At 57.8% G+C, this 450-nt stretch carries 1 rRNA gene; it reads left to right on the forward strand.

What is annotated here, in order from left to right:
• A 16S ribosomal RNA gene (locus tag IMZ35_RS30280) occupies positions 1–66 on the forward strand; the annotation flags it as partial.
• Positions 67–450: the final 384 nt, after the last annotated feature.

A 450-nucleotide genomic window follows, 5' to 3' on the forward strand; every position in this document is an offset into this window, starting at 1 on the left:
CTGGCGATTGGGACGAAGTCGTAACAAGGTAGCCGTACCGGAAGGTGCGGCTGGATCACCTCCTTTCTAAGGAGCTTCTCTCACTGAGGATCTTTCGGGGTCCGACTGTGGAGGTCCATGCCGACGGCGAACGATCGTCGGATGGTCGCTCATAGATGTGGATGCTGGCTAATGCATTCGGCTGGGTTGTCAGACGAGTCAGTACTGTCCGCAAGGGCGTGGAAGGGTCGTGGAGGGGTTCGGTCTTGGATGTCGGTACGCTGTTGGGTCCTGAGAGAACACGCGAGTGTCTTTCAGTGATCGGGCCTCGTGGCCGCTGAACCGGGTTCCCGCTGGGGAGTCCAGGCGGTGGTCGTGAAGCGGGGTGTCCGATTCGTTCTTTGAGAACTGCACAGTGGATGCGAGCATCTTTGTGGTCAAGTTTTTAAGGGCATACGGTGAATGCCTTGG

It is taken from the genome of Umezawaea beigongshangensis (assembly GCF_016464305.1).
Lineage (GTDB): Bacteria > Actinomycetota > Actinomycetes > Mycobacteriales > Pseudonocardiaceae > Umezawaea_A > Umezawaea_A beigongshangensis.